This window comes from Pandoraea pulmonicola (genome assembly GCF_000815105.2).
In the GTDB taxonomy this organism is placed as follows: domain Bacteria; phylum Pseudomonadota; class Gammaproteobacteria; order Burkholderiales; family Burkholderiaceae; genus Pandoraea; species Pandoraea pulmonicola.
Window position 1 is genome coordinate 2,389,533 of sequence record NZ_CP010310.2, and the last position, 13,436, is coordinate 2,402,968.

The 13,436-nt window shown below is 54.9% G+C and carries 10 protein-coding genes and 1 tRNA gene; 5 read left to right on the forward strand and 6 right to left on the reverse strand.

The annotated features are described in order from the left end of the window. Positions 1-28: 28 nt before the first annotated feature. On the forward strand, positions 29-1,240 hold the full coding sequence (locus RO07_RS10525; protein ID WP_039410521.1) for a HipA domain-containing protein: 1,212 nt from the start codon (positions 29-31) through the stop codon (positions 1,238-1,240). Between the two features lie 957 nt (positions 1,241-2,197). Here RO07_RS10525 and RO07_RS25900 read toward each other — a convergent pair. The 4 genes from RO07_RS25900 to RO07_RS10545 form a co-directional block, all read right to left on the reverse strand. Continuing rightward, positions 2,198-4,162: an ORC-CDC6 family AAA ATPase gene (locus RO07_RS25900; protein WP_147284515.1), complete on the reverse strand. Its 1,965-nt coding sequence runs from the start codon at positions 4,160-4,162 to the stop codon at positions 2,198-2,200. After that, complete coding sequence (locus tag RO07_RS10535; protein WP_072637011.1) at positions 4,159-5,427, reverse strand: metallophosphoesterase family protein; 1,269 nt, start codon at positions 5,425-5,427, stop codon at positions 4,159-4,161. The genes RO07_RS25900 and RO07_RS10535 overlap by 4 nt, the downstream gene beginning before the upstream one ends. A 3-nt stretch (positions 5,428-5,430) precedes the next feature. After that, entirely contained in the window at positions 5,431-6,390 is a 960-nt protein-coding gene (locus RO07_RS26900) for a DNA adenine methylase (protein ID WP_084072551.1), read from the reverse strand. A 266-nt stretch (positions 6,391-6,656) separates the two neighbouring features. Then, complete coding sequence (locus RO07_RS10545) at positions 6,657-7,796, reverse strand: site-specific integrase (protein WP_072637013.1); 1,140 nt, start codon at positions 7,794-7,796, stop codon at positions 6,657-6,659. 141 nt (positions 7,797-7,937) lie between these two features. On the opposite strand from RO07_RS10545, the gene dusA reads away from it, so the two are divergent. Together dusA and RO07_RS10555 are read left to right on the forward strand one after the other, a co-directional pair. After that, positions 7,938-8,966: a tRNA dihydrouridine(20/20a) synthase DusA gene (dusA, locus tag RO07_RS10550; RefSeq protein ID WP_072637014.1), complete on the forward strand. Its 1,029-nt coding sequence runs from the start codon at positions 7,938-7,940 to the stop codon at positions 8,964-8,966. Between the two features lie 173 nt (positions 8,967-9,139). After that, a tRNA-His gene (locus RO07_RS10555) sits at positions 9,140-9,215 on the forward strand. 84 nt (positions 9,216-9,299) lie between these two features. Here the strand turns inward: RO07_RS10555 and RO07_RS25905 are convergent. Continuing rightward, entirely contained in the window at positions 9,300-9,614 is a 315-nt protein-coding gene (locus RO07_RS25905; RefSeq protein WP_147284514.1) for a hypothetical protein, read from the reverse strand. A gap of 783 nt (positions 9,615-10,397) precedes the next feature. Here RO07_RS25905 and RO07_RS10565 point away from each other — a divergent pair. Continuing rightward, positions 10,398-11,351 carry a hypothetical protein gene (locus RO07_RS10565; protein ID WP_147284513.1) on the forward strand — a complete coding sequence of 318 codons (954 nt, stop codon included), beginning with the start codon at positions 10,398-10,400 and terminating at the stop codon, positions 11,349-11,351. A gap of 167 nt (positions 11,352-11,518) precedes the next feature. Here RO07_RS10565 and RO07_RS10570 read toward each other — a convergent pair whose 3' ends face one another. Continuing rightward, complete coding sequence (locus tag RO07_RS10570) at positions 11,519-11,968, reverse strand: hypothetical protein (protein WP_039410531.1); 450 nt, start codon at positions 11,966-11,968, stop codon at positions 11,519-11,521. A 746-nt stretch (positions 11,969-12,714) separates the two neighbouring features. On the opposite strand from RO07_RS10570, the gene RO07_RS25910 reads away from it, so the two are divergent. Beyond that, on the forward strand, positions 12,715-13,401 hold the full coding sequence (locus RO07_RS25910; RefSeq protein ID WP_147284512.1) for a hypothetical protein: 687 nt from the start codon (positions 12,715-12,717) through the stop codon (positions 13,399-13,401). The last annotated feature ends 35 nt before the right edge of the window (positions 13,402-13,436 follow it).

Here is a 13,436-nt window from a genome sequence, read left to right on the forward strand (position 1 = left end):
CCTCAAAAGACGTAAAGAGGAAAGTTAAATGACGGAACGCTCACTGAAGGTTCTTTCCAACGGCCAGCACATGGGAAGCTTGACCGAAACCGATGGCGTTTGGTCGTTTGGATATGCCCCAGAATGGCTGTCGTTCGACCAACGCTTCGAGTTGGCACCAGCGTTCCCGCTGAATGAAAAAGTTGTAATTGACGGCTCCAGTCAGCGACCGGTGCAATGGTTTTTTGACAACCTTCTGCCGGAGGAAGCGATGCGCATCGCACTTGCGAAGGAGGCAAAACTGGAGTCGGAGGATTCTTGGGGCTTGCTGGCGTACTACGGACGAGAGTCTGCCGGATCTCTCACGCTGCTTCCTCCGGGTGAGGGCGATGACGCCGGAGGTCGGCGTGCATTGCCATACGACGTACTTGAAGCTCGCATTCAGGCAATGCCATCTGCGCCGATCACGGCAGACGCTCCAAAGCGAATGAGTGCGGCCGGCGCTCAGCAAAAGCTGTTGGTGATTCTCGACGCGGAGCATGACAACCAGCTTTTTGAGCCGGAAGGGAATGAGCCATCGACGCACATTCTCAAGCCGGATATGCGCCACACCGGGTATCCGCATTCGGCCGTCAACGAGTTTTACACGATGCGTCTGGCCCGAGCGGTTGGACTGCCCGTTCCGAACACCTACTTGCTGCGTGTCCCATCGGCTTGCTACGTGGTGGAACGATTCGACAGAAATCTCAAAAAGAGTCCAGTCCAAAGAATTCACACTCTCGATGCGTTGCAACTCCTGAGTCGTGACCGAACGTTCAAGTACCACTCGGCAAATGCCGAGTCTCTCTCTGCGTGCATTGAACATCAGACAGCCAGGGCTCTCAGTAGAAACGCGATATACCGATGGGCTGTGTTCAACGTGTTAGTTGGGAATGGTGACAACCATTTGAAGAACGTGTCGTTCTTCTCGCAGCCAGGTGGCTATGGACTGGCACCGTTCTATGACTTGCTTAGCACGGTGGCGTATCACACGCCGGAAAACTATGGATGGAGCCAATGGCCAAATGTCGAATTGGCGATGCGCATCGGAACGGCCACGCACTTTGACGACGTTATTGTCAAAGTCCGGGAGCAGGCAGAACCTCTTCGTGCGGCTATTGAGCGTGCCCACAACCTATCAGGAGGAGAGGCTCGACTGCTTCGCATGATAGTCAACATGCCAATCAAAGAGATGACGATTCGACTCGGGGGAGGGCAATGAGTTGAGATGTTGCATTTCACCACGTCAGCCATTACTGGAATCTCTATGTGGGGCTTAAACGTGCCCGAAACGCGACGGTGTGATCAGACGCGGTGTTAGATGTCTCTAATACGTCAGAGTCGCCCGTAACGTGCCAAACCCCTATTTCTCGGTATATGGCACCAACCAAGAGATTCAGAGCAAAAAAAATTTTTGGACCGAAGGGCAGCAGCACAGGGTTAGTTCGGGATAACAGGTTTGATGTGACGGAAGCCAATTGGCCAAACGCTTCCGTTGGATGATCTACCCTGTAACTGACGAGTCGATCGCGCAACTGTGATCGCTTCATGAGTTCAGTGTTGTTTGTCACGACGGCCTCATCATATGCAAATAGCGGTGAGCACGGAAAAAAAACCCACGTTTCGCTCGCATCGAAGTATTCACACGCTCCCTCTGCTTTGGCTCGTTCATATCCTAGGCCAACAACTAGCGCTGTCGATGCTCCTGAATCGCTTGGCCAACCTGCGAACCAATCGCTTATTGGCCTGATGTCCTCGTTGGGAGGGAGGGTTGTGGGGGGCGGAGAGTATGACGCTATGGCATAGCCGACCACCAATGTTAGTTCTCGATTGCTAGCGGAGCGGCAGATTGCTTCAAACGTTGCTGCCATGACAGGGCGAGGCATGCAGGATACGTCTATTGCGACAACGGGGGATTCCAACTTGCTACTCCGAAACCAATGTTCGATTGTGGCGGGGACTGATTCGATGCCAATGAGGGTCGCGTTGCTAAAGGGGCCGACCGCTGTGCCTGGCGAGCCGTTTGCAGATTGCGATATCAACAGAGATTCCCGTGCAATGCTCTCCAGTGACATGGGAATAACTTGTCCACGTGTCTCCGAAGATTGTGTCGCTATCAGGAGGTCACACTCCTTCAGTTGCGAAAGAGTGACGTCGTGCATATCGCTCAACTGAAAGCTCATATTAATCTCCATTGCACAGGATGAGTTTCTGATTCTCCTTCAAGCAGGCCGGTCTGGGTCCCTTTGGAGGTCGTTCGTCCCTTGTCGGAAGTGGATAATAATTCACCAGCGCGAAGCGCCGCGCTCATCTTCTGTTCCTTAACGTAAAGCAATGGAAGGCGGAACTCGGGAGCGAGCCGATACGTGATGCGAACACGTGCACCTACGAGAGTTTGCACACTCCCACCCGCGGCAAGTGGCGCCGGTCCGCCTCCTCGGAGAATAACCAATGCTCCCAAATCGATGGCGGTCTTGATGTACTCATCGAATTGATCAATTGAGGTTTGGTCAACAAGAAATGACATTGCGGGATCCGTGTTGAACGGACCGTCAAAAAGAACTGTTGAGATTGAGTGACCCAATGCTTTCACAAAATCGTGCGGAGTCCATCTGCGCCCGCTAGCTGCAGCCTTTGTCGGATAAACCATTAATTTTGCCGACATCTGCTGAACAAAATCCCTGATGGCGGCGGACTGAACGGTAGGGGTGCTCAATGCATGCCCATCTGCCTTGCTTGCTGAGACCAACGCTTCCACCATGGTCAGTACCCATCGAGGATTTCCTTCCGTCAAATCGATGATGTTAGGAACGCCGAAATACCCATGGGGGCCGCGCCGTCCACCTTTTCTCTTTGCTCCGTTAGCGTAGGTGTAAGACTCGATTTCACGAACACGATGAAATACAAGTTGTGTGATCTTTCTAACGAGGATTCCCTCTGGGGTTGCATCTTTATACGGAGGGTTGCGAGGGTCTATTTTTTTTTCGTCGAGCAAATGCCGAAACGATTCATCCTTGGCGTAAAGAGTGCTAAACGCACTGACGCGGGCTCGTTGCATAGCCGGCGTATCCTTAATGTTCAGGAGCTGGATATCTTCGCTTGACTTGCTGTCATCGTCAAAATCTTCAGTAGACCAACTGGCCCCCAAAATCCTATGAAGCGTAGAGACATCAATTGCTTGGTCGAGCGCTCTAGACAAGCTTGCTGCAAACAATCTGCTTGCGAAAGCACGAGCATCTCCCTTCTTTTCGTACCATAGCTTTATGGGACGGTAGTCTTCGAACGAACTAGACGCGCCGGCTTGTCCTACGGGTATAAGATCGGAGCCCGTGGGGCTTAACGCTAACTTAAATCGGACCTTGTTCGATGTGGAGCGCAGTGCATCGACAATCGTTTGAAGAAGCGCCTGCGGAACAATTTCAAGTTCGTCCAATAGGACTGCCCATAGCTGATTGGGACGTTCCAGGACATCATTGACACTTTCGATTGCCGATACCAGATTATCCAGCCACGTGCTTGTGATGTAGGGATATTTTTCGCGGACTTCTTTTGCACTTGTCCCTTCGGCAAGCAGGGACGCAACCGAGCTGAGTTGGATTTGACGTTTGCGAAGGGCTAGGCGGATGCCGTTGAACGATGGCACCGGAACGTCAAGTAACCAGACCTCTGCTAAGACGGACACTATGTCCGCTTGAATTTGTCTACTTGCCGGGAAGAATAGTAAGGGATGCGCGGCGCCAAATTTAGGTTCAAGCTCTACACAGCGCTGAATTGTGTCAATCAAAGCCAATCCGACTGCGACCGAAAAAACCGACTGTTGTAGTAAGTCTTGCCCCACTGGATCGACAATGCGAGCCACACGTAAAGACAATTGCTTTGCCCAGCGGACATCGGCGGGAACAAAAATTCCGATGAAATTGATGTCCTCTCCTTGGACGTGCTGACGCCACAGTGCATAAGCCTCGGGTGTTAGCATCCGAAGCAGCGTCGTTTTCCCACTTCCGCGAGGGCCCTCCAAAATGCAGTGAGCCTTGCTCAGCAGGCGTTCAAAGGCAGGTGGAGGCAAAAAACGTTGCGCGACCTCTGGCGGAGCCAAGTCACGTGCATTGAAGACGTCACCGCCAGCTGAAGAGGTTTCGTTCATCGCGCTACCTCGGTCGGGAGCCAATCACCGTCTTGCCATGTTGAGTGTAGCCCCTTGCTTTCCATCAGGCCTCGCAAGAATCGTGTGTCTGCAGGTTGCAGGTGACGCAATATGGGAACTCGACCCAGCACCTCCTCCCAACGTAGATACGGAATATCTTCGTTTGCAAATACATTAACTACCGAGTCGATGGCCTCTTCAAGGTCAAAATTTGGCACATGGAATCCGCATCGATCTGGTAGGCCGCCTCTCTGCGCGTTGTTGTAGGACCAACCGGAGCCGGTCCAGGACAGCGCGCGTATATGTGCGCGAGCTTTTGGCTGCAATGATTGGTCTAATACGTCCATTTCTATAATGTAGAACTGTTGCTGCATTTTCAGCGCCAAATCCCCGTCAAGAAACGCACCAAAACTGCCCGCAGAAAAGACCATAGGGGACCCCATGCCGCCTTGCGACGGGATTAGCCGAGCATAGTGTTTGTGACCGTGGATCACCAACCATGTAACGCCGGTTTCCTGAAGTGCCTCCATCAGCTGAGCACCGTTGTACATGTTGGTCCTATCCTCAACCAGGCCTAGCGGCTGATGCGGAATTGGGTGGTGGTGCATGAGAGCAACAAATGCCCTTGATTTTCCTTTGGAAACGCGGGCTTTCAACTCTTCTCTGAGTAATTGCAACGCCACGTCACCAACGCGCCCTCTCTCAAATTCGTTCGGGCGAGTCGTTGGATGAAAGTGACTCGAGTTGATGAGAAGGAATAACGCATTAGGCTGTTCAACGATCTGATAGCCGCGTCCCCAGTAAATCCACCTGTCACCATCATTGGTAAATGCGGTAGATGGGTAATCGACTTGCTTTTGGATCACCGATAAGGGATCTAATGCTTGTTCGCTATTTCCTGCCTGATTATCCCTTTCGCTAGCGCGAGAGTTGACTTCGTGGTTCCCCGTGACTGCCAACAAGTGCTTTGCACCAAGCGCTGCTTGCAACTCTTTGAGTTGACGCCAGCCCTCGTCAAATCCATCGGGACTTGCTCTATTCGTGATGTCACCAGCGCAAAGAAGATAGTCTGCACTTAGCAACTCAGCGGGAGATCCCGATGACGATTGCTTTACAAGTTGGAGAAGTCCATGCATCGGGTCGCCCGCGACTCCATTTCGCGCGGTAATCGGGCGGCACGGATCCGTGTCCGTCACGCGATCGTAATGCAAGTCGGATAGGACTGCCAGCCGTAGCTGGGTACTTGACATGTCGGGAACATGCATGGGTTATTTGCTTTTGTAATTGCGCAGAATAATCTCGGAAACCGAGGTCCGTCCAGCGGTGAACCCGCTAACGTTGCGAGCCACCTCAACTCGAGTCAAATTCCATTTGCAGAAAAGATCTCGTACTATAGGTAGATCGGCGTACGAAATTAGTATTTTAGCGCCTCTATTGCTTGCCATCTGAACTGCGGAGAACAGGCGCTGCATGTCTGACATTTTGAAAGCACCGGGGCCGTATTCTCCCCTGTCTCGGACGTCACGGCCTGCATACGGGGGGTCTAAATATACAAAATCTCCTTCGCCCGCGTTCGCGACAATATTTTCAAAGTCACTGCAATGGAATTCCGCGTTACGAATTAGACGGCCGAAAGCAAGTAGCTCTTCAATATTTGGAATGCTCCCAGTATGTCTGCCGCGAGAAACGTTAAAGTACCCCGCACGATTTGTTCGATATACGCCGTTAAAGCAGAATCGATTTAAATATAAGAACCGTGCAGCACGCTGCTCAGCTGAAAGCGTATTAGGGGCGATGGATCGAAGGCGGTAGTATGTGGCCGAATCAATGGGCAAAGCGTGGGCAAGTTCGGCCACAACGCGGGGGCGCCACGAAATAATCCGATAGAAATGGATAAGTTCACTATTGATGTCCCCTACAAGCGCATTTTTTGGCTTCAGGGCCACAAATAGGCAAAGTGACCCGCAGAATGGCTCTACGTATCGGTCGAATGCCGTGGGGGCGAGTTCCTGCAACTGTAGTAGCAATTTACGTTTGCTACCGGCCCATCGGATGGGTGATCGTGACAGCTCGTGCGCAAGCACTCTATTCCCCTTCCCTATATTTTTAGTGGAACTGATTAAGCCTCTGCCCGAACACTGCGGGGAGTGAATCTCTTGAAGGGGCAAGTTTCTGGCACAACCAATCCAATAGGTCTTGCGCCCGCCGTAGGTAAAGTGTACCAACATATCCCGGCATGCAGTGAGGAGGCCGCCTCGTGCAGGCTGTCTCAAAAGAAATCAATTCGTCCCATAGAGCGAGAGGTGCTCGCCGGAGCGGTCGGCGAATGCGCTTCACCAACGGGGCGGTGCGGTGCCTGGAGGGCTAGCGATCTCCGCAATAGCTAGGCAGCTCAAATAAACACGTGTGCAAGGGTGCCTATGAGTACCGCCGTTTTCGGGCCCGTGATCCATGGCACCGTAAGCCTCAGTCACCCCCGCTTGAGGTTAGTAGCCTATCTAGTTAACTCTTGATATGGCACATCGATGATGCTGGGGTGTTCTCCGCGTGACGCGTACACCGACGGTGCCAGTCTCTCAAGCCACGACCAATCAGCGAATCGATTGCCGGTCTCGCGGATATGTGTGTATCTCTTCAGGCTTGTCCAGCTTCGGTGGCCGGTTACGGCTGCCACGCGAGGTATCGATAGACCTTGTTCGAACAGCCAACTGGTGCCTTCGTGGCGCAGGTCATGAAATCGCAGATCCTGAATTTGCAGGAACTGGCATGCGCGCGTGAACGCCGCGCCGACGGCGTCGGTGGTGTGGGGGAAGATTCGGTCTTCGCCTTCGTGTTGAGGTATCGCAGACAGAATGCGCATGGCTTCCGGGGGAAGGTCGCACCAGATGTCGTTGCCGATCTTTTGTCCGGGGTGTTTCATGTCCCGTACCAGTATCCGCGAGCCATCCCTGTCCAGGTTCGACCACTTGATCGTCACGATCTCTTCTTGGCGTCGGGTCGAGAAGATCGCGAAGGGCACGATGTACTGCATCGGCACGCTATTAGGATGCCGCTGGCGAATTCCTACGAAATGTTCGAGCAGCAGATCCAACTCGGCAAAACGCACGCGTCGTTCCCTTTTGGCCGACTTGCCGGTATGACCAAGGTGGGACAGAACTCGCCGCGCATCCTTCAATGCTTGCTCGGACAGCGGGTAGCCCCACGCAGGACGTGCTACGTTCACAACGGCTCCGATGTGAGACATATAGTTACTCGCCGTCTGCGGAAGCACATCGAGACTCTTGGCAAAGTCAACGTAGTCCGTGCTGCCGAGTTCGCTACAACGCTTTTCCCCGATGGGCGCTCGCGCGACAGCATTCAGGACCTGAGCCTTCGTCCGCCCGATCTTCTTGATCGATTCCCGGATGTACTTCTCAATCACCTCACTAAATAGTGGGTCGACCCGCGCCGCGGCTTCTATTCCCCCCGGCCTCGCCAACTCCTTCTCCCGCTTGACGATCCACGCCACCGCAGCTTGCCTGCGGTCAAACGTCTTCGCCTCGGTGTAGGCCACGCGTCCGCCGCGCTTCAGGCGGATCTGTGCCGTATACCCTATACTTTTGTCCTTTCGTTCTCGTACTGTGATTGTGCCCATAGGTTTGGTCGGTGCTACACGGCTTTTTTCGGTGCTACACCGTAGCATTCGGGTGCTAAAACGAGCGAAAAACGGTGTCAACATTGGGAAATTAGGCACTACGCTTTCTGCTGTAATTGCCTGTTTTGTAAGAGATTTTTAATGAATTTACCTCCCCGCCGCGTTAGTGTCGCGCCGATGATGGATTGGACAGATTCGCACTGTCGCGTTTTCCATCGTCAGATCTCGCGTCATACGTGGCTCTATACCGAGATGGTCACGACGGGGGCGTTGTTGCATGGCGACGTGGCGCGCCATCTCGACTTCGATGCCGTGGAGCATCCCGTCGCGTTGCAGTTGGGCGGCAGCGAGCCGCAGGACCTCGCGCGTGCGGCGAAGCTTGGTGAGCAGTGGGGCTATGACGAAATCAACCTGAACTGCGGTTGCCCGTCGGAGCGAGTGCAGCGCGGCGCGTTCGGTGCGTGCCTGATGGCCGAGCCGGAGCTGGTCGCCGATTGCGTGAAGGCAATGCGTGATGTGGTGCAGGTGCCGGTGACGGTAAAGCATCGGATCGGCATCGACGATGTCGAGTCGTTCTCGTTCGTGGAAGACTTCGTCGGCAAGATTGCGGATGCGGGATGTTCGACGTTCATCGTGCATGCGCGCAATGCCATTCTCAAGGGATTGAGCCCGAAGGAGAATCGCGAGATTCCGCCGCTCAAGTACGACTATGCGTATCGATTGAAGCAAGCTTTCCCGCAGTTGGAGATTCTTATCAACGGTGGCGTGAAGACGCTCGACGAAGTGGAAGCCCATTTGCGGCATGTCGATGGCGTGATGCTCGGGCGAGAGGCGTATCACAATCCGTATGTGCTTGCGCAGGTCGATGCGCGTTTCTATGGCGACACGACCCCGGCGAAATCGCGCGAAGCCATTGAGGATGCGCTGATCGAATACGCGGCGACGCAAGTGGAGAAGGGCCAGTATCTTGGTGCGATCACGCGTCACGCGCTGGGCTTGTATCGCGGTGTGCCGGGCGCGCGGGGGTGGCGTCGCGTGCTGTCCGATCCGAAGCGATTGAAGGCAGGCGTCGGAGCATTCGAGGAAGCGCGGGCGCAATTGCGTGCGGGCGCGTTGGTGGAGCGTGATGCCGAGGGGCAACCGGAGATGACGTCGTTGACGACGGCATGAGCGGATGAAGCGCGGCGAGCGTTTGCCGCGCGAGAATGGCGTGTTGCGCGTCGAACGCGCACCTGAGCCAAGAAATATTTCGAAGAAGTGAAAAAAGTGCTTGGCAACGCGATAAAAACGTCGCTATAATCTTGTTTCTGTTCAGCAAGCAAGTCATGTTGCTGATCACGGCGGTGGCCGTAGCTCAGTTGGTAGAGTCCTGGATTGTGATTCCAGTCGTCGTGGGTTCGAGTCCCATCGGTCACCCCAAAATCCCCTTGTTGTTCAAAGCGTTACAAGCGCTTCAATTTCCCCGGTCGGGAAATTTCCCCGCAAAAAATCAAATTTTCCCGCTCATTCGGTTGACGATGCGCGTTTTACGCGACGACGGTCGTAGTGTTTGTGCGTCATCGCAGGGTTCGCATGTGCGGAGAAAACGTACGAGTCGGCTGCGCGGCTTTGCGGCTTCGCAGAGATAGCGGCGGGGCGGATGTCCTGCTGCGCGAAGTACTCGGCAGGACGCGTGAGCGTGATCTCGAATTTGCTCTCGATCTTCTTCTTTTCCGTTTCGCTGCCTCTCGCGTCTTCTTCAATTCGTACTCGGCTGCAATCTCGGGATCCCTCGTGCCGATGTAGGTGGACATGGCATCCTGCCAGGTCGAGCCCCATCCCGTGCGCGAGTCGCGCCACCGCGCCGTACCGACAACAGGAAGACGCTCGCCACCTTGCGATCGCGTTTCGCTCGTTCAACGCCGACACGCAGGCGAGGCGACCACTCGCGGAGTTTACTGACTACGCGCTCACCCTTCCTGCGCTTCGCGTTTTGCACCGCCACACCGTCGCGCGACCGACCGAGAAAGTGACGCTTACCTTTTTCTCTCGGAATAGACGAATCACGTCGGCCACGGGGTCAGCCACGATCGTGCCGGACTGAATTTCGAGTGCCCGCCGCTTTGCGACGCGCTCCGCATTGGCGATGACGGCCTGGTCGCCCAAATCTGCCGTGACGAGGCGTTCGTTGCTGCCGTCAAGGTGCCTATAGTGGAAGGACACTTTGTGTTTGCCGACGTACTTGCGGAGGCAGTCAACGCCCTGGACTGTCTCCTTACGGTGCGAAGGCGAGGAGGTTCGGCGCTTACATCTCAAAAAAATCGGATTGCGAAGCATGTCTTTTCCGTCTCGTCATCAGCGATTTATGCAATCTTCCAGTCGAGGCGCGGGCTACTATCTATCCCAATGCTGAGCTTGCGTGACACACCAAGTGAGGGGGACACCCTCCATCACGCGGGGCATCGTGAAAGAAAACAGTTGCCCATCAATCTAGCGAATCGAAATCGAGAGGCCGACATGTTGCCGATTTCAGGAGGCTCCACCTCTTCTTTCCAGTCCACTGCCGTTTCGTCGACAGCGTCAGCTACAACGTCCGCTGTACCCCAAGGGCAGCAGAGGAGGATGGCAACTGATGTTGCAGCGGTATCTTCCAGCGTGTCGACAGTCCCTTCATTGCCCAGCAGCAGTTCGGCGACCGAGGATGTCGGGCAAAAAAAACCATTGCAGCATATGTCCGATGGGTTTCAGATGCAGATCATTTCAAGGTTGCGTACCCCGAGAGAGTCGCTGAATTTGGCCCTGACCAGCAAATGCGTGCATTTATTGGCCCGCAATCCTGGGCTTGAGGAAAAAATCGATCAGCAGATCCGTCAAGGGGTGACCAATTACAAAGCCTTTACGGAATTGCTGGGGGAGATCGAGCGAACCGAGGCGAGTGCATGCAGTGAACTGCTTGGGCGTCTCATCCTGGATATTCCGCGGATGCGCACCCGACAAATCCAACAGCCGTTAGGCATGGCAGCCACAGAGCAGCAGTTACAGGCAGCCGAGCAATCAGCATTTGAGCAGTCTCTTAACGCAATTCACCGATTACCCGGCAAGCACCGCGCCACTCCGCTCCAATCCCTGGCCGGCGTATTCACTGGTCGCGAAACAAGGAGCGTCTCTCTCAAAGATCCTGCAACCGTATTCAATCGCCTTCTCGACGAAGTGAGGCGTCTGCCCGATTTAGACCATCGAAAAGTGCTGCTCCGTTCCGACATGGCTCCCGCACTTTTAAAGCTGCCGGAAAATACCCGCGCAGAGGCGTACTATCGTCTTCTCGACGCGGTCAACGAGATTCTTCAGTCTGGCGAGAATAACCACCAAAGTAGCGACGATGCAATCGCAGCAGGCGTCCCGCCAGATGATTGGCTGAGGGGAGATTTAATCGTTGCAGCGTATTGGCTACCGGAAAGCTCTCGGGTGGAAGCGTTAACTCGTGCGCTCAACACAATCACAAAACCCGGTGCACTCCGCGACGACCTGCGCACAAAACTTGCCGATTGGGGTGCCGGGCATGGAGCTCTTCATTAGCACGCATCGGCCCCATAGCGCCGCGTCGCTGCCCCGGCCAGCCTCAGTGCCCGCACCTTTCGAAACAACCCTGGCAGCGCGCCACGTGTCGCTACGGGCACCTCTTGCGAGTGAACGGCGACGGGGCACGTGCAAAAAAAGCCCGCTTCCGCGGGCTGCAAACCGACTTATCTTCGTGCTCGTTCCAAACTCGCGCGGAGATCCGCCGGACGCACGGACATAAGCTCACGGACACTGCCGCGAATCACGTTCTCACGCAATGTATTGATTTCGCCAGCGCTAACTCCGGCCCGGCCATTCGACTTCGACGAGATGCTGTTGTATCGGCTCACGGGCATCAGAGATCCCTTGCCTTCCTTGCTGGAAAGCCGCGGCGATACACCTGCGATCGCGGAACACGTTGCGTCGCCTCCGCTCATCTTCATGCAGTGATACTCGAGCACGATTTCGTACTGTTCGGCCGGAAACTGAGCGGTGAATTCGTCAGTGACAAGGTCACGGACCAGCCCGATGGCGTTGGTGGGCGTGTCGCCAAATGAGGTCACGATGAACTCGCCGGCCTGTGCGCTCAGCGAGCAGCACAGCAGTGCGGTCAATAAGGCCAAGCCTTTTTGCATACGGTCTCCAGAACAGGAAAATTAAGCGTCCTGTAAACAACGGAAGATTGCCGCCATTCTTGAGGCGCTCACAAATACTTCATGGGGTTCTTCCCGGGAGGGGCCGGCGGAGCGGTGGGGCGGCACGGATCGTTCCAGTAAAAAAGCCGCGCTTATACTGCTTGGACTTCGTTGCTAGTGAGACTTCCGATGCGCCGTGGCAGCAATGAGCATTTGATGTGGTCTTCCGAAGACCGGCGGAGGCGGGTCGTCTGGATCCGACTCTGTTCTATTGCAGGAGCGGTGGTGTTTTTTATGCTCAGTTGGTATTGCCTGGGTAGCGCGTACGACGCTTTCGTTTTTCACAAACCCGTTGTTTGGGGGCGCTATTCGATGGTCAAGGTCTATCGATTCGAGGATGGCGCCCGAGCGTTTTACGCCGTGGCTAGCCTGCACTTTGTCAGTGGTATGGCTTTTGGTGCCATGAGCGTTTGGTACTTGCTCAAGGGAATATTCGAACGACCGTGGCTTTAGAATCCTCAAGAGAGCAGACCTATCCAGCAACCGGGGATAGTGGACGGGCTATTCGACGTCGCCGCACCGACGCGGGTTTGTCAGTTTCCACCAAACGGCCGCCTATTCTTCAGCGCCATCGCTGGCTTGGTCCGCGCCGTTTCCGGGTGGCTCATGAGTGAAACGTGATAGACGAAATATGGGCAGATCGTAGTCTACGAACAGCGTCTATCCACTTTCAAAAATGAACTGCTATGGAGATATTTAGAACTGGACACGATGTCCGAGCCTATGCGAGAAGCCATGATGGCGTCTCTCTTCGCGCTCAGCGGGCCGAGGACACCGAACTCGTTCGTAACCTGATTTGTGATTTTTCAGGGAATGTCCTCTTCCTGGAACGGGTGAAGTCGGCGATCGTGTATCTACACCGGCAGTTGAATTTCGGGGCTGGCGATGTGCCGTTATGCTCCTCGGGTTTTGGCTTTCTTGCCGGAACGGGGAAGCCTTCGCCTGACAAGGAACAAATGGAACGTATGTCGGCGGCCCTTATTCGGCTGTGCACCCGCCGCCATGCCACATTTGACAAGATCTTTTATAGTGAATCGCACCTTCCGCGTCACATCACCGAAATCCTGCGAGATTTGGCGGACTTAACGAGCGTGGCTCGCAGCCGTTCAATGGCAGAAGGGCAAGGAGCCGCTTCACAAGAGCCGCCGGCCGAACCGACCGGAAGCGATGGAAATTCGCCTGTGGAACCACACGACGCCCAGGCAGGCCCGTCTTTCGCTGCCTCCGCCGACGGAACATTGCAAAACGACGAGGTGCTGGTTCCTCCCCCGACCAATGAAACGGAGCGCGATGAACTGTCACCCCAGCGAGAGCGGGCGAGTTCGTCCATTTCGGATACGGCGTCACACGAAAACTATCGAACTCGCCTGTGAGGTGAGGGAGGGAACTGCTTCATGGGTGGGCGCGG